The organism is Halomonas sp. DP5N14-9, from assembly GCF_019802175.1.
GTDB classification, from domain to species: Bacteria; Pseudomonadota; Gammaproteobacteria; order Pseudomonadales; family Halomonadaceae; genus Halomonas; species Halomonas litopenaei.
The window spans coordinates 64578-87318 of record NZ_JAHVHR010000010.1; the positions used below are offsets into that span (position 1 = coordinate 64578).

Here is a 22741-nt window from a genome sequence, read left to right on the forward strand (position 1 = left end):
TGACCGGCAAGGTCAAGCAGCCTGTATCGACGGTATTGGACGATCGCTCAGGCGATGCCAGTGGGGTGGGAAGGTCTGCCTTCCGGCTCGAGTCCTGATAGGCGCGTCTGGTGCGCCAGCGTATCCCGGGTGACGTGTCGGGGTTCCGCTGCGGCCGCTGACAAGAGGTGACCCTTGGCCAACAGTGCCTTGAGCTCTTCGGCCGGGACCGGTTTGCTGAACAGGTAGCCCTGGTACTCGTGGCCCTGCAGCTGGCGGATAAAGGCCAGCTGTTCTTCGCTCTCGACACCTTCTGCGATGATATGAAGCCCCAGGCACCTGGCCAGCGAGATCACCGCCTGGACGATGGCCGCGTCCTGTTCGCAATCGACCACGCCTTGCATGAAAGTGCGGTCGATCTTCAGACGGTCCACGGGCAGATACTTCAACTGGGTCAAGTTGGAATAGCCGGTGCCGAAATCATCGATGGACAGCAGCACACCCATGTTGCGCAGGGTACTCAGTACTTCCAGGGCGCGATCAGGGTTCTGTACCAGGGTGCTTTCGGTCAGTTCGAGTTCCAGCAGGTGAGGGGGAAGCTCCGATTCGGCAAGCGCAGCCTCGATGGTGGCCACGAAGCCGCGATGATTGAGCTGAATGGCCGAGATGTTGACCGCCACCGGCAATGGCTCGCCGGACTTCTTGAGCCACTCGCTCGAAAACCGGCAGGCGGTGCGTAGCACCCATGCGCCCAGGGGAAGGATCAGGCCACAGTCTTCGGCGACGGGAATGATCTCGTCAGGAGTGACCTGGCCGAGTTCCTCATCGTGCCACCGCAGCAGCGCTTCGACGCCTGAGACCTCACCGCTGTCGACGCGGATCTTCGGTTGATAGGCCAGGCTCAGGCGATCTTCCTCGATGGCTTGGGTCAGGCGTCGCTCGAGGGTACTGCGACGGTCTGCCTCGGAGGTCATGTCCAAGGCGAAGAACTGGAAGTTGTTGCGTCCCTGCTGCTTGGCGCGATACATGGCGGCGTCGGCGTGGACCATCAGGGCGTGCTTGCTGCGCCCGTGGTCGGGGTAAAGGCTGATGCCCAGGCTGGTGGAGACCTTGACCATGCTGTTGCCGATCTGGAAGGGCTTGTCCAGCGAACTGACGATGCGCTGGGCCAGCGCTTCAGCGTCGCCGCGCCTGGCAACCTGATGGGTGACCACCATGAATTCGTCGCCGCCCACCCGGGCGACCAGGTCGCTGTCGCGCACCGCCATCTGCAGGCGTCGGGCCGCGCCCTTGATCAGCTCGTCACCCACATGGTGGCCGAGGCCGTCATTGACCTGCTTGAAGCGGTCCAGGTCGACGAAGAACACCGCGAAGGTATCGATGTTGTCCTCGAGCAGTTCATCGAGGTGCTCCTCGAGCTTCAGTCGGTTGGGCAGTTGGGTCAGGACGTCATGATGGACCAGGTCCTTGAGCTCCTGATTGGCCTGCTGTAGCGAACGTGCCAGCTGAGCATTGCGCGAGGACAGATGGGCGTCGTAGATCGACATCATCAACGCTGCCAGCATGATGCAGGTGGCGATCAGCGCCACCACGATGGCCAGCCGGTCGGTGCCGATGCCCGGGGCCGAGGCCGAGTAGCTCAGGGTGCGATAGCTGGTGGCGGCCATGCCGGTGTAGTGCATGCCCGAAATGCCTGCGGCCATGACCAGCGAGGCCAGGCCACGTTGCCACAGCGGGGAGCGTCCCCCCACCGGGTTGAGTCGAAAGGCCAGGCTGAGGGCGACCGCCGAGGCTAGCACGGCGATGACCACGGACAGGGCAAACAGGTCCGGTCGGTAGCGCAGGCTGTCTACCGACAGCATGGCCTCCATACCGATGTAGTGCATCAGGCAGACGCCGCTACCCATGATCAGCGCGCCGACGGCCAGTCGAGGACCGGTGAGGTGGCCTGACTGCACTGTTGCCAGTGCCAAGGCGGAAGCGAGAAGGCTCGCCAGCAGGGACGCCAGGGTAAGGGGGATCCCGTAGGCGAAGTGCGAGTCGGGGTCCATGGCCAGCATGCCGACGAAGTGCATCGACCAGATGCCGGTGCCCATGGCGAAGGCACCGCCGGCAAGCCACAGGTGGCGGGCAAGGCCCTGGCTCGCTCTGACGCGTCCGGCGAGATCCAGGGCAGTGAGCGAAGCGATGGCGGCGATGCCAAGGCTCAGGGCGACCAGTGCCGGGTTGTAGGACGCAAGCGAGTGGTCCATGCAGGTGAGATCCTTGAGAGTAAAGTATTAGTATCGGCCAGGTGTCGCATTCACTTTACCCTCAGCCTTGTGCAGGAGGTGAGGCAATCTCCTGAAAAGCCAGCTTTTCTTAAGTTTCTGACGGAGTCTGGAGGGGGATCTGTGAGTCGGTGGGGGCGCCGCAGCCCCTGCCGGGTATCCTCGGCGGGACGGGGTAGCAGGAGATAACCGTGCTCCCCGGGAGAAGGCTGCGCTTCTCCCGGGGGACTCAGGGTGTGTACACGCTAGCCATGGGCGGTGCACAGGTACTTGGTCTCGAGGTATTCCTCCATGCCCTCGAGGCCGCCTTCACGACCGAGGCCGGACTGCTTGACGCCGCCAAAGGGGACCTGGGGACCGGTGATATCCATGGTGTTGGTACCGACCATGCCGACTTCCAGACGTTGCTGGTAGCGACGGATGCGCTGCTGGTCCTTGGCATAGACGTAGGCGGCCAGACCGTAGACCGTGTCGTTGGCAGCGGCGATGGCCTCGTCATCGCTGTCGAAGGCGCGCACCGGGGCGAGGGGCGCGAAGGATTCTTCACTGGCGATGCGCATATCATCGGTGAAGTCGGCCACCAGGGTCGGCATGAAGAAGCGTGGCCCTGGGGCCTGGTCCTGGCCGCGACCGAGCACGCGCGCCCTCCGGGATCTGGCGTCCTCTACCAGTTCGCGGGCCTTGGCCACCGCGTCGCGGTTGATCAGCGGGCCGATCCTGCTGTCCTCATCGAAGCCGTTGCCCACCGGCATGTCATTCATGCGCTGGGTGAAGCGCTCGATGAAGGTGTCGTAGAGAGAACGGTGGACGAACAGGCGGTTGGCCGCCACGCAGTCCTGGCCGCTGGTCTGGAAGCGGGCGGCAATGGCGCCTTCCACGGCGGCGTCCAGGTCGGCGTCCTCGCAGACGATGAAAGGGGCGTTGCCACCCAGCTCCATGGCGCTGCGCTTGACCGTGTCGGCGGCCTGAGCCAGCAGCGTCCGGCCGACCTCGGTGGAGCCGGTGAACGACAGCGCGCGAACGCGATCGTCGTCACAGACCTTTTCGGAAAAGCGCTTGCCGGGGCAGGTGAGGACATTGAACTCGCCCCGGTTGAGCCCGGCCTGTTCGGCCAGTCTGGCCAGGGCAAGCGCGCAGAAAGGGGTCTGGCTTGCTGGATTGACCAGGGTGGTGCAGCCCGCCGCCAGCGCGGCCCCGACCTTGCGGGTAATCATCGCCAGCGGGAAGTTCCAGGGGGTAATGATGGCCACCACGCCGACCGGCTGGCGCAGCGTGCCAAGCGAGATGTCGGGGTCATCCGAGGCCAGGGTATCACCGGCGATGCGTCGCGCCTGGCCGGCAAACCAGCGCAGGAAGCTGGCGGCGTAATCGACCTCGCCACGGGCCTCGGCCAGGGGCTTGCCTTGCTCCAGGGTCATCAGGCGGGCCAGCGCCTCGGCGTTGTCCTGCATCGCCTGGTACCAGGCCATCAGCGCGTCGGCGCGCTCCAGGGCGGGGGTGTCACGCCAGCGCTCGAAGGCCTGACTGGCGGCGTCGATGGCCTCGCCCAACTGGTCCTCGGTCAGCTGGGGCACCTTGCCGATGGTCTCTTCGGTGGCCGGGTCTTCGACCTCCCGGGTCTTGCCGTCACTGGCCTCGACCCAACGTCCGCCAAGATAGGCATGGTCCGTCATCAGCTGGTTCTCAGGGGTGTGCATAGGGGCAATCTCCTGAAGAAGTTCCGTTTCCGACCTCCCCAAACTACGCTGCAACGAGCATGTCCTCAAGCCGGGCTCGGAGTGGTAGGGTGGGGACGAATCGACACCGGACGTCCCTGTGGATCCCCCGCAGGGGCGATGACAGGAGGTCCCATGAACGTTCGCAGTGAAGGCGTGGTGATCGTAGGTGGTGGTGCCGGCGGCCTCGAGCTTGCCATCCGGCTGGCCAAGGCAGGCCACAAGGACGTATTGCTGATCGACCGTAGCGCCACCCATGTGTGGAAACCGCGGTTGCATGAGCTTGCCGCCGGTTTTCGGCGTGGCGAGGTCGATGAGCTGGACTACGCAGGGCTCGCCGAGCACTGGGGGTTTGGCTTCGAGCGCGGTGAACTTGCGGACATCGATCCCGAGGCGCGTACCCTGACCCTGGCCGAGTGGCGCGAAGACGACGGTCGGGTGAGGGTGCCCGGTCGCTGCATCGGCTACCAGGCGGTGGTGCTGGCGATTGGCGGGGTGACCCCGGACATGGGCGTGGAGGGCGTGCTCGAGCATGCCCTGATGCTCGACAGCGAGGCCGACGCCGAGCGACTGTTCGAGCGCTTCTCGACGGGGCTGCTGGCGCATCGCGCCGGGCAGCGCAGTGATCCCTTCCATATCGCCATCGTCGGTTCAGGGGCCACCGGGGTGGAACTGGCAGGGCTGCTGGCTACCGAGGCGCGGGCCTCGAGTGTGGCCCCACGAGAGTGCCAGCCCAGGGTCAAGGTGACCCTGCTGGAGGCGACCGATACCTTCATGCCGGGCATGGAGGATGAGGTGCGCCAGTCCATCCGCAAGCGCCTTTTGAATGTCGGCATCGACATTCATACCGAACAACAGGTCAGTCGCGTCGATCGCGACCGTCTTACCACCGATGGCGGCGACGAGTTTCCGGCGGACCTGACCATCTGGGCGGCCGGACGCGTGGGGCCGCCGGTGGCCGATTCGATCGACGCGCTGGCGACCAACAAGAAGCGCCAGTGGCGGGTGAAGCCGACCCTGCAGAGTGTCGACAGTGATCACGTCTTTGCGCTGGGTGACTGCTCGGTTATCGACGACGAGCCCGCACCGCCCACCGCCCAGGCGGCCAGCGAGCAGGCAGAACATCTGGCCAAGGAAATGCCGCGTTTTCTCGCGGGGGAAACGCCGGCGCCCTTCGTCTATGAGGACAAGGGTACCCTGCTGTCGCTGGGTGAGGCCGGCAGCGTCGGCGAAGTGAAAGGCTGGTTCGCCGACGACGTCCAGTTGCGCGGGCGACTCGCGCGGGCGGCCTACCAGGGGCTGCAGCGCCAGCACCAGTTCATCCTGCTGGGGCCACTCAAGGGTACCGCCGAGGCGCTGAGCGACGTCCTCGGCCGCTCGGTCGGGCCACGCCTGAAGATCCACTGACCACGCGTTGCGTGCGCAGGCGGCCGCCACGCCCCTGGCAAAGCGTCGGCGGCCGCTCGACTCAGCTCGGATCGATGGTCAACAAAAGGCGCGTCTCTCCTGCCTGCTGCGCCGGGCTGCGATGTACCAGTCCGCGGCCCTCGTTGCCGCTCCAGCCGTCTCCCTTCAACAGTGCTAGGTCGCCGGTGCCCAGCCGCTGAATGGCATGGGCCTGGCGAAGCGTCTCGGGCTTGTCCGGCGAAGGCGCACCGAGCCCGGCGCGATTGACCGCAGACTCGGGCAGCCATTCGCTGCCCGGCCCCCGATAGCTGGTGACCAGTCGCACCGGCAACTTGTCGCAGTGAAAGCGTGGACACATGGCGCTGTCCAGCAGGCGTAGCCGTATTCCCAGAGTGTCGGTGTCGAACAGCATCGCCATGGCCTGGGTCAACAGCACGACGTCGTCTACCAGGGGGCAGGCTTGCTCCGGGGCGGGCATGCTGCGCCGGAGTTCGCGCTTCATGGCGGCGTCGGGAACTCCCAACCACTGAAAACTCCAGCGACGCTCGGTATCGCACTGTGCCTGGATGCTGTGTTCCAGGCTGGGGGACAGCGCGCGCTGCATCACCGCGATGGTGATGCCTTGCTCGAAGATGCGCGGCAGGATCGAGGCATCGATACCCTGGGCCCAGTGGACACTTGGCTGCGCCTCGCAAGACGCGGTCGGGGCGTCTCCGTCGACGCAGGTGGACGGTGAGCTGGACAGCGGCATCTTGGCGTCTCCATGGGATGTGTTTACAATGTTATAACGTAACATTTAAAACAAGGAAAGCACCTCGTGCCGCGAGGGGCTTCCCTTTGCGAGCGCACATCGGGAGAACAGGTTCATGAATGATGCCAGGTTGCCGGTCACGGTACTGTCAGGCTTTCTGGGAGCCGGCAAGACCACCTTGCTGAATCACCTTCTGGCCAATCGCCAGGGGCGTCGGGTCGCGGTCATCGTCAATGACATGAGCGAGGTCAATATCGACGCCGCCCTGGTGCGCGGTGGGCCAGGGGCATCAGACGAGCTGGAGGACGGGGTCACGCTGAACCGCGCCGAAGAGCGCCTGGTGGAGATGAGCAACGGCTGTATCTGCTGCACCCTGCGCGAGGACCTGTTGATCGAGGTCCGCAGGCTGGCCGAGGAGGGGCGCTTCGACAGCCTGGTGATCGAATCCACCGGCATCTCTGAACCCCTGCCGGTGGCGGAGACCTTTACCTTCGCCGATGAGGACGGTCAGTGCCTGTCCGAGATCGCCAGACTCGATACCCTGGTCACCGTGGTCGATGGCGCCAATTTTCTGAGCCAGTACGCTGAAGCCCGCTCCCTCAAGGAGGCAGGGGAGTCGCTGGGCGAGGACGATGAGCGCAATGTCGCCGACCTGCTGGTGGACCAGATCGAGTTCTGCGATGTGCTGGCGATCAGCAAGTGCGATCTGATCTCGGCGCAGCAACTGGCGGAGGTCGAGGCGGTGCTGCGCGCCCTCAATCCCGAGGCCGATATCGTCCACATGGTCCAGGGCGAGGTGGCGCTGTCGCGGGTGCTGGATACCGGACGCTTCAGCTTCGAGCGGGCCCAGCGGGCGCCGGGCTGGCTCAAGGAGCTGCGCGGTGAGCATGTGCCGGAAACCGAGGAGTACGGTATCTCGAGTTTTGCCTATGAGGCGCGCCGCCCCTTCCATCCGCGCAGGTTTCATGAACTGCTGCATGGCGACTGGTTCGGTGGCACCTTGCTGCGCTCCAAGGGGTTCTTCTGGCTTGCCAGCCGTCCTCAGTTCGCCGGTCAGTGGAGTCAGGCGGGAGGCATCGCTCACCACGGCCTGGCGGGTCGCTTCTGGCGGGCGGTACCCGAGGAGCAGTGGCCCGAGGACCCGGAGTATCGCGAGGCGATTCTGGCCAAATGGCAGGAGCCCTTCGGTGACATGCGCCAGGAACTGGTGTTCATCGGCCAGAACCTGGCGGAGCAGCGCATTCGTCAGGCGCTGGATGAGTGCCTGCTGAGCGAATCGGAGCTGGCCCTCGGCATGGACGCCTGGGTCGGCTCGGATGACCCTTTCCCAGCCTGGTAAAACCAGGCTATCGACGCTGGCTCAGTGAGTCAGTTCGGGCCGGTCAGTTCGGGCCAAACGCTTAGCCAATCAGGCCTGCTAGAGGGGCCACCTGCCGGCTGTCGGGAAAGACCTGCTCGGCCAGGGGATCGAGATCGAGGCCAAGGTGGTCGCGCAGCACACCCTTGAGGACGGCGCGGGTGTCCTGGGCGGCGATCAGATCACGGTCGTCACGCAACCGGGCGAGCCCCGGCCACTGGCCGTGGACGCGCCCCCCTCGAATGGCGCCACCGGCCAGCAGGATGCAGCTGGCGGTGCCATGATCGGTGCCACCGGTGCCGTTGACGGCCACCGTGCGGCCAAACTCGGTGATGACCACTACGGCGGTGTGCTGCCAGCGTTCGCCGAGCTTGCCTTGCAGCGCTGCAAGCCCGCTATCCAGCTGTTCAAGCTTGCGTGACAGCACCGCATTCTGGCGAGCGTGGGTGTCCCAGCCGTCGTCTTCCACCATGGCGATCTGGGGGCCATCCGCGGCGGCAAGGAACTGTGCTGCCGCCGCCAGGGTATCCTCCAGGCGGCCACCGCTGTCGATATCGGTAGGTGCCATCTGCTGCATCGCCAGGGCGCGCTCGAACACCGGGCCCAGCCGGGGGTCCTGTCGATAGAGCGCGGCGACCCGCTGGGCCAGTGACGGCTGGGTGGTGCCGTGTGCCGACGGCGACCAGGTGGCGAAGGGGGCCGGCCCACGGATCAACAGCGGGCGCGATGAGGTGAGGCCCAGTCCCTGGGTGTCGCCGAGGCTGCCCACCGCACGGTTCAGCCAGCCGGTGCGGCTTCCTGTGGGGGTGGCGGTGCCGTTTTCCAGGCACTCCTGGGCGTCGAAGTGCGAGCGTCCCTGATAGGGCAGTCCGCAGGCGTGAACCACGGCGAAGTCGCCGGCCTGGTAGAGACGGTGGCAGAAGGCCAGTGACGGATGCAGCGAAAAGGTCCCGTCCAGTCGTGGTGCAACGACTCCTTCCTGGGATGCCAGGCTACCGCGCAAGCGCTGGTAGGCGGGGTCGCTGTCGCAGGGGACGGCGGCGAGGCCATCGAGGGCACCGCGAAGCAGCACGACGACCAGGCGGCGCTTGCCGAGCGGGGAGTCGGCCGCAGCCAGCGAGGGCCACAGCAGCAGGCTGGTGCCTGCGCTCAGCGCCTTGAGAAACTCGCGTCGGTTGAACATGGCGGATTCCATTGAGTGGTGTCGCGACGGCGCTCAGCGCCACTGAAACTCGGGGCTTGCCAGCACCATGGCGAGCGCCTGGTTGCGGGGCGCCTGACTGAGTGCCACGGCGGTGGTTTCACGCAGGCGAGGGCCCAGGCTCTGCTGGGCCAGCTCCATGGCTTCGCCGCTGGCGTCACCGGCGTGGCGCTGGGCCACCAGTAGTCGTTTGTTCAAGGCGTCGGCACCGATCCAGTCGTTGGCATCATCGCTCCATCCGGCCGGGGCGCCGGCGAGAAAAGGTGGCTGGCCCAGCAGGCGAAGCTGCTGGCCCCAGTCACTGCCATCGGGCGAGGGTGCCTTGCCCAGGGCTCGATAGAGCGCGACGAGATATTCCTGCGGACGGCGAAACTTGAGCGCTTGCGGCTGCCACGCCTGGGGGTGGCTGAACAGGGTACGAAACAGCGCCGACAGGCGACCGTTCTCGCGCTGGAAGGTGGAGGCCAAGGCCGATACCAGCTCACCGGGTGGGTCGTCGGCGACAAAGTGACGGGCAAGCTTGGTGGCGACAAAGGTTGCGGTGGCCTCCTGGCCGGCCACAAAGCGCAGCATGTCACGCCCCTGCCTGGCCCCGCCTGCAGCGAAGCGCCGTCCCAGCAGTTCTCGCTCGCCGCCTTGATGGGCCGCGCCATGAAACAGGCTGCCGTAGGGTCCGAGGGCCGGCGCCTCGGTCGATGGCGGCAGTTCGAGCCGTGTCCGCCATCCGGTGATGGCCCTGGCCAGTTCGATCACGTCCTGCTGTTGATAGGGGCCGTCGACGCCGAGGGTATGCAGCTCCAGGATTTCCCGCGCCAGGTTCTCGTTGAGCCCGAGCCGCCCCGCAGAGGCTCTGGCACTTCTGGCCAGCGGCGAATCGGGGCCCACCGACGCTGCATTGTCGAGATAGAGCAGCATGGCCGGATGCTGCTCGACGCCCAGCAACATGGCCGAAAAGCTACCCGACACATAGGGCCGGATGGCCTCGCGCTCGAAGGCCCCGGGCAGCAACTGTACGCCGCCGCGGTCGGCAGACACGGTGAAGTGGTTGCTCCAGAACATCACCCAGCGCTCGAGTACCAGAAACGGACTCAGACACTGCTGGCGCCCCCTGGCCTGGATCTCGGCCTGTTTCATCGCGCCAAAACGCTCGAGCAGGGTCGGCAGGCTCTGTGTGGGCTTGTCATTGGCGGCGGCCTCGCTCATGCGTCGACGGGCGGCCGCGTGGTCTCGGCGAAAGCGATCAAAGCGCTCCAGGTAGGTGATGGTGGATGGCAACGCGGCGAGAGGATCGATCAGTGGCGCTCGTTCGGCCTCGTCGATCTGCGCCAGCACCCAGCCCTGGGGGTCCTTGGCGATCTCGGCAAGCTCACCTGGCCCCGCGCCGAGGCCAAAGCGATTGGCGGCGATTTCCGCCTGAACGAGGGTGGTTGTCACAGCTGACGCCTCCTGTTGGCATGGCTGACGAAGCCTGGGGCAGGATGCCGGGGGCCGGCCCTGGGGTGAGGCGCCGGGGATCGCCAACAGTTTGGCCGGTAGGTGGCGGGGCGTTCAGCCGAGCGGGGGGGGATGATCGAGCAGGCCCAGGTCCGAGGCCAGGGCTACGTTTGCACCGGCCTGAGGCGCACCTTTCGTGCATTTTCGATAGGCGTGTCGCGCCAACGCCAACGCCAACGTCTCAGGTCAGAGTCTTCGGCGACGGCGCAAGGTGGATGGCGAAAAGTCGACGAGCGATGGTCAGACAAGGCAAAAATCGGTGAGACAGCGCAGTTTACGAGATGTAAATGAGCATGTTGGTGTGATTTTTAACGCCGTATTACCGAGCGCAGGCACTTTTCATACAAAGCCATAGGCTCAGGGCGTGTGCAGGGCAATACTCAACAACACCCGCTTGCCCTTTTCGATCTTCGAGACGCTGTGCTGGTAGAGGTCGGGACGAAACAGGATCACCCGGTCGAACAGGTTGAAGATCACCTTTTCGGTCTCGAATACCCCGCCGGCCCGAGGGGCCTTCAGGATCAGGTTCAGCTTGTAGTAGCGGCCGCCACCCATGGGGTCGTTGTGGCGATAGACGCTGTGGCCTTCGGGGTAGGTGACCAGGTTGGCGGTCAGCCGCCCCAGATCCAGCAGGGTTCGATTGGTGACGCTTGCCATGGGGACTCCTTGGAAGGGCGCGGGACGACATCGGTGATGTCGTGGGTGGCCGCCATTCAAACGCATTTTGAGCAATTGCTCAATAACGGGCGGTCGCTCCGTGCAGGCTGGGACCATCAGGACGATGTCCTGGGGGCGAGCCGAGCCGGCTGGCTGGCCGGTAATGAGGGCGAACGGCGGCGTGGCCGAGCCCGGGGGACTGAACTAGGCTGAAACGAGCCGGGGATAACCGTCCTTCGGCGCCCGGGACTGCCGTCGACAGCGACGGCAAGGGGGAAGCATGTCGGGTCAGATGATGTATCGCCTGCCGGTGGAAGTTGCCGAGCGTGTGCACATGCGCCGCTACATCGCTGCACTGGGCGCGTCCAAGGCTCGACAGGATAATCGAGGCTTCTACCACTACGCCGGCATCCATGGCGCCCCGGGGCGCTGGTGCTGGCATCATCAGTTCTCGCCTCGCACCAGCCTTAGCGCCAGGCTGTTTCTGCCCTGGCACCGGGCCTACCTCCATCGTCTGGAGCAGTCGCTGCAGGATATCGATGAAGAGGTCTCGATCCCCTGGTGGGACTGGACCCGCGGCGAGGGCATTCCCGAGGCCTTCGATGTTGCACTGATCGATGGCGAGGAGAATCCGCTCCACTCCTCGCGCATCCAGCTTTATCCCCCCCAGGTGCCCGAACCGGTGGACCTGGTCACCGAGCGCAATCCTGGCGGCCTGTTGCCGGTGTTTTCCTTTCCAGTGGCCGACGTGAACGGTGATGGCCGGGCGACGCTGGGCGAAATCGCGGCCTTCCTGGTGGAGCGGGTGGACACCTTCGAGCAGTTCAACGACCTGATCGAGACGGTGCATGATCAGCTCCACGTCTATGTCGGTGCGACCATGGCCAGCACCACCTACGCCGCCTATGATCCGATCTTTTATTCTCACCACTGCATGATCGACCGGCTCTGGTCGCTGTGGCAGAAGCGCCACGGCATCACCAACTTTCCCCCGGGACTCGAGGAGATCGTGCTGGAACCCTTCGGCCTGACCGTCGGCGAAGTGCTCAATGTCCAGTCGCTGGGCTACGAGTATGCCCGTTCGGTGGCGGACCTGACCCTGGCCGGCAGCGGTCTGGAGGAGGCCTGATGATCGAGCAACGCTATCGCCTGCCGCGGCTCGACCTGGGCGCGCTTCGCGCCGATGAGTTCGAGGAAGCCTTCGTCGAGCTTTATGGCATCCACCACCTGCGCCCCAGCTACACCGCCTGGCTCTTCTTCAGCGCGCGCCTGCCGGCCAGGGTGACCCCGCAAAGCCGGGGCTATGCCGGCACCTTTGCGCTGTTCGGCCACGCCGAATGCTGGGGCTCGCCAGGACACTGCCATGGCCCGGATGGTCTCAGACGCTTCGATACCCGGCCTTCCCATCCAATGACACCGGCGTTCAAGCGGGTACCGGTGACCCAGGCCCTGAAGCGCCACCTGCACGCCGGCAAGAGCACCCTGGACATCCAGATCTACGCCTATACGCGCGAGGCCTGGCCCGATCGTGGCGACAAGTCACTGGTGTGTTGCAGCGGGGTGCAACTGGTCACCTTGTGATCGAGCGCAGGCGCAGTTTCGGTGCGCGCGGCAGGCTTGATGCTTTCTGGCTTGCCGAGCTGGCTAGCCGAGGCTCTGACCGAAAAGTCGACGAGCGAAGGTTAGACAAGGCAAAAATCGGTGAGAAAGCGCAGTTTACGGGGTGTAAATGAGCATTTTGATCCGATTTTTAACGCCGTATTACCGAGCGCAGGCACTTTTCAGCCAAGCCCTAGGCCTTGGAGGACTGGGCCCATAGATTGACCCCACCATCCACCGCGTAGCGGTCGATGTCGGCCAGCTCCTCGTCGCTGAAGTCGAGGTTGTCCAGGGCCTCGACGCAGTCGCTGACCTGATCGGGGCGGCTGGCGCCGATCAGGGCGCTGGTCACGCGGCCGCCGCGCAGCACCCAGGCAATCGCCATCTGCGCCAGACTCTGGCCACGCCGCTCGGCGATGGCGTTGAGCGCCCTGACACGCTCGAGGTTGTCGTCGGACAGGTGCTGTTCGCGGATCGCACCACCGCGAGCAAGACGGCTGTCGTCAGGCACCCCACCCAGGTACTTGGCGGTCAAAAGGCCCTGGGCCAGTGGCGAGAAGACGATCGAGCCGATGCCTTCATCGTCCAGCACATCGAGCAGCCCGTCGTCCTCGATCCAGCGGTTGATCATCGAGTAGCTGGGCTGGTGGATCAGGCAGGGGGTTCCCAGTTCGCGCAGCAGGCGAGCGGCCTCGCGGGTGCGCTCAGGGCTGTACGACGAGATACCGGCGTAGAGCGCCTTGCCCGAGCGTACCGCCTGGTCCAGCGCGCCCATGGTTTCTTCCAGCGGTGTCTCGGGATCGAAGCGGTGGGAGTAGAAGATGTCGACGTAGTCCAGATCCAGGCGCTTGAGACTCTGGTCGAGGCTCGACAGCAGATACTTGCGGCTGCCCCACTCGCCGTAGGGGCCAGGCCACATGTTATAGCCCGCCTTGGTGGAGATGATCAGTTCATCGCGGTGGCCGGCGAAGTCGGTCTTGAGGATGCGCCCGAACATGGACTCGGCGCTGCCAGGCGGCGGGCCATAGTTATTGGCCAGGTCGAAGTGGGTAATGCCGTGATCGAAGGCGGTACGGCAGATCTCGCGAGCGTTGTCTTCATGGGCGTTGTGGCCGAAGTTGTGCCACAGCCCGAGGGACAGGGCGGGCAGCTTGAGGCCACTGCGACCGCAGCGGTGATAGCGCATGCGTTCGTAACGGTCTTCGGCGGGACGATAGCTCATGATGGTCTCCTGTCAGGGCGCACGGGCGCCGTGGCTGTCGTCTCAGCACTTTAGCTGTGTTTGTCGAGGTATCCAAAAGGGCCGCCCCGAAAAAGCCAGGTGAAGGCGGGCAGCACGCAAGCAAGGGCGCAGTCCGGGCAAGATGGTGAGCGCCTGGAAAGGCGAGCGTGAGAAGACTCAGGGGGGGCTCAGGCGACGGTGAAGCTGCGGGCATGAGAAGCCGTGAGGTAACCCAGGGCGCCATGTGCCAGTTAGTGGGCACATGGCGCCTGGGGCGTGACGCCAGGGGCAGGGGTCAGCCGCCGGCGTTCATGGTCTCCGGCATGGCGGCCAGGGTAGCCTCGTCGGAGAGCAGGTCGTGCAGGGTCTGGGACGCCATCTGGGAGTTGCCGTCCATGACCCCGTCGAGCCATACCAGCGCCTGCTCACGGTTGGCGTTCTCCAGGCCATTGGCGGCCAGGTAGGCCTTGGCCAGCGCCAGCCGCGCGGTCTCGTGGCCCTGACGCGCGGCCTTGAGCAGGTAGTCGGCGCCCTGGCGGGTGTCCCGCTCGAGGTTTTCGCCACGCAGGTACTCGCGGCCGAGGCTGGCCTGGGCGCCGGCGTGTCCCTGGTCGGCGGCGCTGGTCAGCAGCTGTTCGCCCCGGCTCGGGTCCTGAGCTAGGCTCTGGTCGCCTCGCACCAGGGCGGTGCCAAGCAGGGCGCGTGCCGACAGGCTGCCGGCGTCGCTGGCCCGGGTCAGCCAGCGCTCGGCCTCGGCCGGGTCGGCGCTTACGCCATTGCCTTCGAGGTAGGCCTCGCCAAGGGTCTGGGCGGCATACTCGTTGCCGGCCTCGGCGGCTTCGCTCAGCAGGCGACGACCCCGCTCGGGGTCGGCTTCCACGCCGTTTCCGGTCAGCAGCATGCCGCCCAGGTCAGCACGCGCGCCGGCGTGGCCACCGGCCACCGCCACCTGGAGCAGTTCGGCGCCCTTGGCCGGGTCGCGGGCGACGCCTTCACCGTCCAGGTACATGCGGCCAAGCGCGGCGGCGGCGCCTGGATGACCCTGGCGGGCGGCACGCTCGAGCCAACGGCTGGCCTCGGACAGGTTGCGCCCGACGCCCTGGCCGTCGCGATAGGCGCGGCCGAGGTCCGCCATGGAGTTGACGTTGCCCTGACGGGCAGAGGCGATCAGCGCCTGGATGTCACCGGCCTGGCCGCGATCGCGCTGGGTGCGCATCAGCGCCTCGGCGGCGGAGGGGTGGCCGGCGGCTTCGGCCCGTTCGAGCCACTCGGTGGCCTGGGCAAGGTCACGGCTCACCCCGGTACCGTCGCGGTAAGCGCGGCCGAGGACGACCATGGCGTAGGCGTCGCCCTGCTCGGCGGCGTTCTCCAGCAGGCGCCGTCCGTGATCCACCCGAGAATTTCCTCGCTGGGTCGAAGCACCATCGGCCACGGCCATGGCGTCGCCGCCCGGTTCCTGGGTGGGGTTCGGGCCTGTCGTCTCGGGGCTCAGCTCGCCGGTCAGCTCGCCAGTCAGATAGGCCTCGCCCAGGCGGGTGGCGGCGCTGGTATCGCCGGCTTCCACCGCCTGGGTCAGCAGGCGCTCCGCCTCACGGGGCTGATAGGGCAGGGGGCCGTCCTCGGCCAGATAGGCCTCGCCGAGGGTGCGCAGGGCGCCGCTCTGCCCTTGGTCGATGGCCTCGCGCAACAGCCGTTCGCCCCGGGCCGGATCGGTGGCCACGCCACGGCCGCTGAGGTAGAGCGCGCCCAGCTGTTCGGTGGCAAACGGATGGCCCAGCTCATGTCCGCGCTCGAGATAGCGGGCGGCGATCACTGGCTGGGTCGGCACCACCTCATCGGCCAGGTAGGCCTGGCCGAGCATCGCCAGTGCCAGCGGGTCGTCGTGTCGGGCGGCCTGCTCGAGCAGGCGGATGCCGCGCTGGGGTTCCGCCGGCAGGGCATCGCCTTCCAGCAAGGCGCGACCCAGGGTCACGCGGGCGTCGACCGAGTCCTCGTCGATAGCCTTTTCGAGCCAATTGCGTGCCTCGATTGGCCGTGCCCTGAGGCCGTCGCCCTCCAGCAGAATCCGGCCCAGGCGCTCCATGGCGTCGACGTCACCGTTCTCGGCCGCCTGGGTCAGCAGGGTCACGCCCTGCTCGGCGCGGCCGCTGTCGAGCATCTCGCGGCCAGCCTTGGCCACCGCGTCAGGGTCACCGGCCTGGGCGGCCTGGGTCAGCCAGTGCAGGCGGCGATCGTCGTCGCCGGCCAGCAGGCCGTCGGCCGAGTACAGCTCAGCCAGTTCGGTCATCGCCTTGATATCGCCGCCGCCGGCGCGCTCGCGCAGGCCTTCGGCGTAACGCTCGGCGTACTCGCGCGAGCGTGCCTTGTCGGTGTCGAGCCAACCGCCCTCGGCGTAGGCGTTGGCCAGTGCCAGGATGGCATCCGGGTTACCGTTGTTCGCCGCCTGACGATACAGCGCCAGGGCGCGCTGGGGGTCCGCCGCGACGCCTTCGGCGCCGCGGGCCAGCAATGAGGCCATCACCACGCCTTCGTCACGGCCGATTTCCTCTTCCATGGCCTGCTCGAGCAGGTAGTAGGCCAGTACCGGACGATAGGGCGCACCCTGTTGTTCCAGGCTCAGCTTGGCCAGGTTGAGCGATGCGTGGCCAAGGATATAGGACGGCGTGCGCACGGCGTCCTCGTAGTAGGCAGCGGCCTTGGCGGGGTCCGCCTGGATGCCCTTGCCCTGATCCCAGATCTTGCCGAGTTCGTAGTAGGCCTTGGGGATGTCCTGGGCGGCCAGCCCCTTGAGCTTGAGGATCGCCTCTCGGGTCTGGCCGGCAGCGACGAGCTGCTGCGCCTCTTCCAGGGTGTTGTCATGCATCCATTCGGGGTTGCGTGGCTGCTCCTTGTCGAAGAAGTCCTGATACTCGGCAGGCAGCGGGTCGACGCCGGTACTCTGGAACTCGGTACCGGGGGCGGCGCAGCCGCCGAGCCACAGCGCCACGGCGACCGAGGCGGTGAGCGGAAAGGCCCGGGACCAGCGTTGGCCTTGGGCGGTGTGGGGGCGAAAACGGGGGAGCATCATAAGCAGGCCTCCTGGTTGATCGTGTGCTGTCACTGAGACGCGCTGTCGTCGTCGAGACCCTCGAAGGCGGTGGTCTCGCGCTCCTGTTCATCGACGACGAGGTGCTGCTGCGCCTCGGGTGACATGAAGTACAACGTCTGGTAACCGCCGGCGCTGCGGTTGTAGACCGGACGCACCTGGGCCAGGAACCGTTCGATGCGCGGGTCATCGAAGCGGCTCTGATAGATCTCCATCCAGGCGAAGTACTGGTTGTCCTTGAGAAAGCCGGTGTACTGCTCGTGGGGCGCCAGGTCTCCAAGCGCCTCGGGATCGTTGAAGATGGTCATGGCGAAGTCCACGGCGTCGTGGATGTCATGGCCGTTGATCTCGAGTTCGAAGATGTCATAGCCCTGGCGTGCGATGACCTGCATGTTGGTGATCAGGTAGAGCAGCGCATAGTTCTGGTAGTGGGTGGCGCGACGACCACGCTCGATCTCCAGCGGAAAGGCGCCGCGCTCGGTCATGTCGGAGAGCGCCGAATGGATGGCGCTGACGCCGAAGCGAAACAGCTCATCGTCCTCGGTAATCACGCCGATCATGCTGGCGTAGAGGGCGCGGCGGTAGAAGTGGTTGTTGCAGCAGCTGTTGCCGGGCTGCCCCTGAATGGCGGCGTGCTTGTGGGCGAGCCGGTTGAGCCACTGCTCGACACGTTGCTTGGCCTGGTCGCTGCCCTCGACGCGGGGACGCACCACCGAGTAGGCCATGCCCGCGGCGAAGATCATCGATTCCGTGGCGAACCAGGCCTGAGGCTCCTTGGGATCGTAGTGGAAGTCGGTCAGGGCATCGTGCTGGGCCCATTGATCGAGAAAGGAAACCAGGCAGTCGGCGTAGTAGGTGTCGCCGGTGGCCACGAAGGAGCCGGCGAGCATCGACACACTGTCCTCGAAGTCGAACAGGGGTTCGGATGCCAGTTCCCACTCCTTGGGGCTGGGATAATAGCCGGGGATCCGCAGGCGCGTGGTGATCGGCTCCTGGGCCAGCAGTTGCTGGCAGCTGGGTCCGTTGGTCAGTTGATCGAGCTCCTGCAACAGGATCGAGTTGTCGGTGTCGGCCAGTGTTTCCATGCGGGCCTCTACATCGAAGTAGGAGGCGTCAGGTCTGGTCACTCGGTAGTCGCTGAGGTCCAGCTCGGCCCGTTCTTCCAGGGTCATGGCGTGCGCGGACGATACCAGGGCGGCACCCATCGTCAGGCCGAGCGTCAGGCCCGTTGCCAGCTTTCCCGACAACCCAGCCGTCGGCCATCCCATCACTCTGTGTGCCAGACGCTTGAGCGGATTTGCCGAGCGTTGGTCGAAGTGGTGGCACCGGCCGGATTCGAATGCCGGCATCGATGGGCCCAGGCCTCGGGTGGGGAGGGGACCGGGGGATGAGCCATGGGATGGGTGCATCAAGCGTCTCCTTGGCGGCGCCCCTGGGGGCGCCGCGATCATGAACGGGGGGCGTAGAAACGGAAGTCGGCAAAGTCGGCGTGCTGGTCACTGGGGGTGCGCCAGTCCTCACCGTGGCCACCGAAGAAGGTCGAGAACATCAGGCCATCGATGTGCACGTCGTCGTCGGTACGGTAGGTGAGATCGGTCTGCTCGAGCACCGGCCGACCATCGACCCACACCCGGGCAATGCCGTTGGCCTTGCCGGGGTCGTTGAGGATGATCTCCTGCTCCAGGGTGACCCACTGACCGGTGGGGAAGGTGAAGCGACCTCGGGCCACCGAGTCGCCGTAGTCGCCCTCGCCGCCGACCACGTATTCGTAAAGTTCACCCTGGCCGTCTTCGCGCCACATGTAGCGCATGGAGAAGCCGTTCTCGCCGGTGACATCGTCACCGCCGCTGGGCGCTTCGCCGCCGTAGAGCCCCGGCAGCTTGCCGCCCTTGACGAAGTTGAACCCGCTCTCGAAGCGAACCCGGTAGCTCAGGCAGGCGTGATCGCGCCCTTCGAGCGCGGAAGGCTCGGTGTAGAAGCCGGCGCCCCCGGTGTCGGTGTCGCCAGGCGAGGAGGTGTCCTCGGGATAGAGGACCCTGAGCGCCGGTCTCGCCGAATGACCCGACAACAGCTCGACGTTCTCCTCGGTGCCCCAGGTACGGGTGGTGTCGAAGCCTTTGCGGATGGCGTCGTGGGCACTTTTCTCACCCAGCGCAGGGGCGGGTGAGGCGACCAGCGGATGGCGCGCCGAGCAGGCGGCGACCTGGGGGACGCCGGGGCTCTGCTGATCGGCGTCGCTGTCATTGGCGCCGTTGTCCGCCAGGGCGGGTTGGGTAGCGCAGATGGCCAGCAGGGTGGCGGACAGGCGCGTCGTCAGTGTCGACATGGCGTTCGTACTCCTGTTGGCTCACGACCACCGCGGTGGTCGTGGCAAGTGTGACGGATGCGTGTAAAGAAAGAGCGTGGCTCAGCCGGCGGTGTCGGCGGCGTCGTTGTCACCAATGCCCGAGAACAGCTGGCTGGCCTGCTGGACCACCCGGCGGCCGCTCTGCCAGATCCACTCGGCGGTGGCGCCCAGCAGGGCCTGTTCGGTAAAGCGCACGTCCACCGGAGTACCGACGCTTTCCACCGGCAGCGGCTTTTCCGGTACCAGCAGCACGCTGGCGACGTTCTGCTGTTGGCGTACCCAGCTCGGGAAGCCGGCGCGCGGCTGGCGCTCGATGTCCAGCGCCACGCTGCGCACCCGAGCGCTGATCGGGCCGGAGGCGTTGGGCAGCGACAGATAGGCGAGTTGATCGGGCTCGATGCGATCGATGTCGTCCATATGCACCAGCGCCTCGACCATGACCTCGTCGTCGCCGGTACGCATCAGCGTCATGATCTTTTCGCTTTCGTTGATATAGGTGCCGTCGGAGCTCGACAGCGCCCACGCCACCAGGCAGTCGCAGGGGCTGTAGATCTCGTTCTGGGACTGGCGCGCCTGCAGCGCGGTGACCCTGGACGCCTGGAAGTCTCGGGCGGTCTCGAACTGATCGATACGTGCACGAGCGATGTCCGGGGACACCGTCTCGAAGCTTACGGCGTCACCGTTGCCGGGCTCGGCGGAGTTGGCCAGGCTGACCTGTCCGCCATTGGCGCCGTCGAGGTTTTCCTGAAGGTTCTCGATCAGTTGGCTGTTGTAGCGCTGGGCGGCCTCGGCCAGGATCAGGTCGGACTCCAGATCGACGTCCTTGACCCGGGTGAGCTGCTCGTCCCGTGTGACACGGTCACCGGCCTTGAGCTCGTGCGCCATCAGGATGCCGGGGCTCGGTGCACGAATGTCGATGCGTGGCGCGGTGACAGCGGCGAAGTTGGGCTCGATCAGCATGAAGTTGCGGTAGGCGGTGGCCGCCGCCACCACCGCGAGCACCGCGAAGCCGATGAACAGCGCCACGTAGCGGCCCATGGGTCTCGGCGGACGAGCCGCTGCCTGGGGCGTGCTGCCGGTGCCGCGACGCTTGCGTGGGGTCTGGGCATCCTCGCCCTGGACCATCTGCTCGACGTCCAGCGGTCGGCCGGCCAGGTGGGCGCGGACCACGCGGCGCAGCAGCTCAAGGTGGGAGGGGGAGATGTCGGTGATCTCGAAGCCGGCGTGGTGTGCACCACCGCGACCTTCCAGCGCCAGGCTATGGCGGCACTGGGCGCTCACGGGCACCAGCAGCTCGCCGCTGGCGGTGGTGATGGCGATGCTGCCGCGCACCCTGGCGTCCTGGCGCATCGGGCGCGGGCTCTCGATGGCGAAGCCGCCCTGGGACAGGTCCAGCCCGCGGAAGCGGTTGCCGTCATCGAAGCGCACCTCGAAGGTCGGCGAAACGCGGATGTAGCGGCGTTCATCGCGGCGCTCATGGGCCAGTCCCGAGCCTGCCGGTGCCTCTTCTTGGCGCGGCTGGGAGCGCGCATCGCCCAGATGGGGTTCGGCGCGCGGCGCGGGGTCCGGCTGACGAGCAGGCTCGTGGCGGGGTGTTGAGGTGTCCTTGTCGTCGAAGTAATCGCTCATATCGGTGTCCTGAAGTCAGTATTCGCTGAGCCGTGGCGGTGTCTGGCCGTACATGCGGCCCAGCGACAAAGTGTGGCCGTGTCGTCGTTGTCAGCCGTGGCGTGACTATCAGCCGTGGCGTGGCTGCACCTGGATGCGCAGGTCACTCAGCGACAGCCTGGTGTCGTGAAGATCGAGCGAGCAGCGCTGCTGGTCGGTGCAGCTCAACAGATCGCCGGGGGCTGGAGTGGTGCCCTGGGCGTCCTTGAGGCGGTCGATCAACGCCGGCGGGACCTCTAGCGTGGTGCCCTGGGGGCTGCCGCTGAGATTGGTGGCCTCGCCGATGCTGCTTGCGCCCAGGCGTTCGATCAGCCGATCGCTGATCCGCAGCTCGCCGGCAGGCAGGCGCAGCTCGCCCGAGCCATCCTCGATGCGGCTGGCCAGCCAGCGACTGGCGTCAGGCAGCGCGGCACTGTCGCTGGGCACCGGGCCTGCACGCTCGAGGATCTTCAGCGAGGTAGCGTCAGGTACCTTCAGTACGCCGGTGGCCAGGGTCAGCACGAACAACATCAGGCACACGTGAAAGCCATGCAGCAGGTGACCCATGCGACGCTGGCGGCGAACCGCCTTTTCGTCACCAGGCTCACCGGCGGAGATGCCCTGGCGTGACCACTTCTGACGGTTGAAGCGAAAGCTCACGTAGGTCTTGAGCAGGGCGCCGTAGACCTGGTTGTAGTAGATCAGCGGGATCCACAGAAGGCTGAAGCGACCACGCTGCCAGGCCAGGATCGAGGTGGAGATCCCGCGGGTGAACAGGATCCACAGGGCATAGGCGAAGATGAACGACGGCCGCACGAACAGCGTCACCAGGATCGCCACGATGGGGCCGATCAGGGTCGTCCACATGGACAGCCGCTGGTCGATCAGGCTCCACCAGGTGAATAGCCCCATCGGCCTCGGCCCCAGGGCAATGGCGCGACCGCTGGTGCGCAGCATGTTGCCGTACCAGCGACGCATCAGGTCGGTGGTCGAGGCAAAGAAGCGCTTGCGGTCCGGCAGCTCCTCGAATCCCGAGACGTAGACATCCGGCAGGTAGAGCATCTTCCAGCCGTTCTTGAGCAACCAGTACCAGGTCGACTTGTCGTCCCCGGACAGGAACTTGAAGTTGCCGAAGCGCCAATGCTCGACGTGGTCGTTCTCGACCATGTCGATAAAGTCCGGGTGGGTCGCCAGGTCGGCGCGGAAGGCGCTGTAGCGGCCGGTCAGGACCAGCAGCCGCTCGGACACCGACATCGAGCTCATCACCAGATGACGCTGGGCGTAACGCAGGTCGTACCACTCCTTGGTGGCATCGTTGCCGGTGACGATGGCGCTGTTGTTGGTGGTCAGGGCGCCGAGATCATCGCGCAGGGCGAAGAACGACAGCGAGCGCTCCAGGGTTCCGGGCTCGAGCAGGATATCCCCGTCCATGGACACCAGCAGGGCGTCGGGGGCCGGGGCCCGGCGCGAGATCGCACGCAGCACCTCGGCCATGGCCGAGCGCTTGCCGTCGCCCTTCTGGAACATGTAGCGGACCTCGATGTGCGACGGCCAGCGGTGTTCCTGCAGCACGTGGGAGATGATGTCCACGTCGGTCTGGTCCGAGACCGAGGCAAAGATGGTGGTCGGCACGCCATAGTGCCGGGTCTCCTCGATCAGCGCGTCGTAGACCCGGAAGCAGACGTCGGGGTCGATGCGAAAGGAGGTGCACAGCACGTAGAGCTCTGACGGCTTGCCGGACTCTCCCAGGGCGTCGGCCTCGGCCCGCATCTGTGGAAAGACGCGGCGGTTGTACCACACCGATCGCAGCGCCTGGACGAACCACCATGAATAGCGCCACGCTCCGACCGCGCCAATGGCGAAGAAGAAGCTCTTCGACGCCGGCGAGAACACCTCGGAGGGCAACTCGCTGACCAGCACGATCAGCAGCGACAGCAGCAGCGCCAGGGTGGTCAGCTCCGTGGCCTTGCTGGCCACGGAGGTGTGCTTGGGTAGCGATGACATGGTGGC

16 protein-coding genes are annotated in these 22741 nt (G+C 66.1%); 4 read left to right on the plus strand and 12 right to left on the minus strand.

The window, feature by feature from the left end; genetic code table 11:
- Positions 1-47 precede the first annotated feature (47 nt).
- Together KUW00_RS08435 and KUW00_RS08440 are read right to left on the minus strand one after the other, a co-directional pair.
- On the minus strand, positions 48-2231 hold the full coding sequence (locus KUW00_RS08435) for a putative bifunctional diguanylate cyclase/phosphodiesterase (protein WP_222568814.1): 2184 nt from the start codon (positions 2229-2231) through the stop codon (positions 48-50).
- Between the two features lie 263 nt (positions 2232-2494).
- A complete protein-coding gene (locus KUW00_RS08440) occupies positions 2495-3946 on the minus strand; it encodes an NAD-dependent succinate-semialdehyde dehydrogenase (protein WP_222568815.1) in 1452 nt (483 codons plus the stop codon).
- A gap of 153 nt (positions 3947-4099) precedes the next feature.
- Between KUW00_RS08440 and KUW00_RS08445 the strand changes: the two genes are divergently transcribed.
- On the plus strand, positions 4100-5371 hold the full coding sequence (locus KUW00_RS08445; RefSeq protein WP_222568816.1) for an NAD(P)/FAD-dependent oxidoreductase: 1272 nt from the start codon (positions 4100-4102) through the stop codon (positions 5369-5371).
- 61 nt (positions 5372-5432) lie between these two features.
- Here the strand turns inward: KUW00_RS08445 and KUW00_RS08450 are convergent, their stop codons facing one another.
- Positions 5433-6122 (minus strand): DUF1826 domain-containing protein, encoded by a 690-nt coding sequence (locus KUW00_RS08450; RefSeq protein ID WP_222568817.1) that lies wholly within the window; start codon positions 6120-6122, stop codon positions 5433-5435.
- Positions 6123-6237: 115 nt separating this feature from the next.
- Here KUW00_RS08450 and zigA point away from each other — a divergent pair, with 115 nt between their 5' ends.
- Positions 6238-7461 carry a zinc metallochaperone GTPase ZigA gene (gene zigA, locus KUW00_RS08455; protein WP_222568818.1) on the plus strand — a complete coding sequence of 408 codons (1224 nt, stop codon included), beginning with the start codon at positions 6238-6240 and terminating at the stop codon, positions 7459-7461.
- A gap of 61 nt (positions 7462-7522) precedes the next feature.
- On the opposite strand, the gene KUW00_RS08460 is transcribed toward zigA, so the two are convergent.
- The 3 genes from KUW00_RS08460 to KUW00_RS08470 form a co-directional block, all read right to left on the minus strand.
- The gene (locus tag KUW00_RS08460; RefSeq protein ID WP_222568819.1) at positions 7523-8662 is read right to left on the minus strand and encodes a DUF1501 domain-containing protein; all 1140 of its coding nucleotides are present in this window, start codon (positions 8660-8662) and stop codon (positions 7523-7525) included.
- Between the two features lie 33 nt (positions 8663-8695).
- Positions 8696-10114, minus strand: coding sequence for a DUF1800 family protein (locus KUW00_RS08465; protein WP_222568820.1), 1419 nt, complete (start codon positions 10112-10114; stop codon positions 8696-8698).
- Between the two features lie 417 nt (positions 10115-10531).
- Positions 10532-10831 (minus strand): 2OG-Fe(II) oxygenase, encoded by a 300-nt coding sequence (locus tag KUW00_RS08470; RefSeq protein ID WP_124803051.1) that lies wholly within the window; start codon positions 10829-10831, stop codon positions 10532-10534.
- Positions 10832-11111: 280 nt separating this feature from the next.
- Between KUW00_RS08470 and KUW00_RS08475 the strand changes: the two genes are divergently transcribed.
- Together KUW00_RS08475 and KUW00_RS08480 are read left to right on the plus strand one after the other, a co-directional pair.
- Positions 11112-11960: a tyrosinase family protein gene (locus tag KUW00_RS08475; RefSeq protein WP_124803049.1), complete on the plus strand. Its 849-nt coding sequence runs from the start codon at positions 11112-11114 to the stop codon at positions 11958-11960.
- Positions 11960-12412, plus strand: a complete 453-nt coding sequence (locus tag KUW00_RS08480) for a hypothetical protein (protein WP_045992561.1) — start codon at positions 11960-11962, stop codon at positions 12410-12412. The genes KUW00_RS08475 and KUW00_RS08480 overlap by 1 nt, the downstream gene beginning before the upstream one ends.
- 211 nt (positions 12413-12623) lie before the next feature.
- On the opposite strand, the gene mgrA is transcribed toward KUW00_RS08480, so the two are convergent.
- The 6 genes from mgrA to KUW00_RS08510 all read right to left on the minus strand — a co-directional run bounded on the left by mgrA (position 12624) and on the right by KUW00_RS08510 (position 22735).
- Positions 12624-13652: an L-glyceraldehyde 3-phosphate reductase gene (gene mgrA / locus KUW00_RS08485; RefSeq protein ID WP_124803047.1), complete on the minus strand. Its 1029-nt coding sequence runs from the start codon at positions 13650-13652 to the stop codon at positions 12624-12626.
- A gap of 295 nt (positions 13653-13947) precedes the next feature.
- Entirely contained in the window at positions 13948-16719 is a 2772-nt protein-coding gene (locus KUW00_RS08490; RefSeq protein WP_261392067.1) for a tetratricopeptide repeat protein, read from the minus strand.
- Between the two features lie 29 nt (positions 16720-16748).
- A complete protein-coding gene (locus KUW00_RS08495) occupies positions 16749-17909 on the minus strand; it encodes an alginate lyase family protein (RefSeq protein ID WP_253552709.1) in 1161 nt (386 codons plus the stop codon).
- A gap of 275 nt (positions 17910-18184) precedes the next feature.
- On the minus strand, positions 18185-19063 hold the full coding sequence (locus KUW00_RS08500; protein ID WP_213231484.1) for a polysaccharide lyase: 879 nt from the start codon (positions 19061-19063) through the stop codon (positions 18185-18187).
- A gap of 81 nt (positions 19064-19144) precedes the next feature.
- Entirely contained in the window at positions 19145-20713 is a 1569-nt protein-coding gene (locus tag KUW00_RS08505; protein ID WP_045992564.1) for a PilZ domain-containing protein, read from the minus strand.
- A 108-nt stretch (positions 20714-20821) separates the two neighbouring features.
- Complete coding sequence (locus KUW00_RS08510; RefSeq protein WP_213231479.1) at positions 20822-22735, minus strand: glycosyltransferase; 1914 nt, start codon at positions 22733-22735, stop codon at positions 20822-20824.
- Between the last annotated feature and the right edge of the window lie 6 nt (positions 22736-22741).

Excerpts from the sequence above, each read along its gene's own strand:
- KUW00_RS08480 (WP_045992561.1), top strand. The coding sequence starts at position 11,960 with ATGATCGAGCAACGCTATCGCCTGCCGCGGCTCGACCTGGGCGCGCTT.
- KUW00_RS08475 (WP_124803049.1), top strand. The coding sequence starts at position 11,112 with ATGTCGGGTCAGATGATGTATCGCCTGCCGGTGGAAGTTGCCGAGCGT.
- KUW00_RS08500 (WP_213231484.1), bottom strand. The coding sequence starts at position 19,063 with ATGTCGACACTGACGACGCGCCTGTCCGCCACCCTGCTGGCCATCTGC.
- KUW00_RS08440 (WP_222568815.1), bottom strand. The coding sequence starts at position 3,946 with ATGCACACCCCTGAGAACCAGCTGATGACGGACCATGCCTATCTTGGC.
- KUW00_RS08445 (WP_222568816.1), top strand. The coding sequence starts at position 4,100 with ATGAACGTTCGCAGTGAAGGCGTGGTGATCGTAGGTGGTGGTGCCGGC.
- KUW00_RS08495 (WP_253552709.1), bottom strand. The coding sequence starts at position 17,909 with ATGACCCTGGAAGAACGGGCCGAGCTGGACCTCAGCGACTACCGAGTG.
- KUW00_RS08470 (WP_124803051.1), bottom strand. The coding sequence starts at position 10,831 with ATGGCAAGCGTCACCAATCGAACCCTGCTGGATCTGGGGCGGCTGACC.
- KUW00_RS08450 (WP_222568817.1), bottom strand. The coding sequence starts at position 6,122 with ATGCCGCTGTCCAGCTCACCGTCCACCTGCGTCGACGGAGACGCCCCG.
- KUW00_RS08435 (WP_222568814.1), bottom strand. The coding sequence starts at position 2,231 with ATGGACCACTCGCTTGCGTCCTACAACCCGGCACTGGTCGCCCTGAGC.
- KUW00_RS08505 (WP_045992564.1), bottom strand. The coding sequence starts at position 20,713 with ATGAGCGATTACTTCGACGACAAGGACACCTCAACACCCCGCCACGAG.
- mgrA (WP_124803047.1), bottom strand. The coding sequence starts at position 13,652 with ATGAGCTATCGTCCCGCCGAAGACCGTTACGAACGCATGCGCTATCAC.
- KUW00_RS08490 (WP_261392067.1), bottom strand. The coding sequence starts at position 16,719 with ATGATGCTCCCCCGTTTTCGCCCCCACACCGCCCAAGGCCAACGCTGG.
- KUW00_RS08510 (WP_213231479.1), bottom strand. The coding sequence starts at position 22,735 with ATGTCATCGCTACCCAAGCACACCTCCGTGGCCAGCAAGGCCACGGAG.
- KUW00_RS08460 (WP_222568819.1), bottom strand. The coding sequence starts at position 8,662 with ATGTTCAACCGACGCGAGTTTCTCAAGGCGCTGAGCGCAGGCACCAGC.
- zigA (WP_222568818.1), top strand. The coding sequence starts at position 6,238 with ATGAATGATGCCAGGTTGCCGGTCACGGTACTGTCAGGCTTTCTGGGA.